The organism is Pedobacter sp. 01T416_2, from assembly GCF_056398925.1.
In genome coordinates this window covers 1-1,206 of record NZ_JBFTQI010001160.1, presented here as the reverse complement: position 1 = coordinate 1,206, position 1,206 = coordinate 1, and the positions used below count along the sequence as shown (strand labels likewise).

Sequence of the window (1,206 nt, the reverse complement as noted above, 5' to 3'; positions counted from 1 at the left end):
AAGTAGAAGTAACCATGTTATCCATAATTGGCATTTCGGTAATTTCTGGCTGATAATAATAATCGTAATCATCCCACGACCAGCCATCGCCAAAAAAACTGCCAGAATATCGTCCGGGAGAAAAGAATAGTTTTTTGTTCGAAGCCAAAAGAAAATTGTAAGCCGATTTGTCTTTTACTGCAAACTGTAAAAAAGACGGATCGCCTGTACCCCAAAAAATCAATGAATCATTCCGTTCAATATATTTTAAAGCTGGCATTAAATCTGGCAGCATTTTTAAACTCGCAAAAAAAGTATAAAGTTTGGTGTTAGATGCTGGTGTGAAATACTTATTGGCATCTTTCTGAAAAATCATTTTTTTATCTGTAGGATTATAAAGGGCGAAACCAACCTGATATTGTTTGATTACCTGCGAATTTTTAAATTCTTTAGCTACTTTTTTTGAAATGATTTTATTGGTTGAGCAACTTGTTAACAAACAAATAGATAGTGCAAATGCAAGAAAAATGAAATTATGATTTTTTAAAGTAAACATGTTCTAAATTTAGGGGGCATAATTATCAACTAATTTATTAAATTTAGTTTAATGTTAACCAAATATAACCCCGGTGTAATAATCTGTTTACGCAAACTAACAATTTGCTTGGGGTTGGTATTTCTTGCTTTTTCTGGGTTTGGCCAGGAATTCCTTTTTAAAAGAAACCGGCAAAAACAATCAATTACTTTTAAGTGCATCAAAAACCTAATGGTTATTCCGGTGTATGTAAATGGTAAGGGGCCATATGATTTTGTTCTTGATACCGGAGTTGGACCGATGATTATTACCGATCCATCGATTATCGATTCTTTGAATTTTAGTAAACTCCGTAAAATTAAAGTATCTGGCTTGGGCATTGAAACAGTAGAAGCCTATGTTTCCCAAAGTCTGGATGTTAAAGTAGGCAGTACAAGCATTAAGAATATACCAACGGCAATCTTAAAAGAAGATCTCTTTAACCTGTCGGGGCATTTGGGACTGAAAATTTACGGTTTGCTTGGCTTCAGTTTTTTTAACAGCTTTATTGTTGATATAAGGTATAGTGAAAATAGGCTGATTATTTACGACCACGATGCCAAAATTAAATACCGCGGCAAAAAAATACCCATTGAGATTCAGAAACAGAAACCGTATATTTTAGCTACTGTTGATGTTCCTGGTGGTAAAAC

2 protein-coding genes are annotated in these 1,206 nt (G+C 33.8%); one reads left to right on the top strand and one right to left on the bottom strand.

Features of this window, described 5'->3' with window-relative positions:
• On the bottom strand, positions 1 to 535 hold a 535-nt coding region (locus AC1DPQ_RS28220; protein ID WP_477611637.1), incomplete at its 3' end, for a D-alanyl-D-alanine carboxypeptidase.
• A gap of 210 nt (positions 536 to 745) precedes the next feature.
• On the opposite strand from AC1DPQ_RS28220, the gene AC1DPQ_RS28215 reads away from it, so the two are divergent.
• Positions 746 to 1,206 (top strand): aspartyl protease family protein (locus tag AC1DPQ_RS28215; RefSeq protein WP_477611636.1); only part of this gene is annotated, 461 nt, incomplete at its 3' end.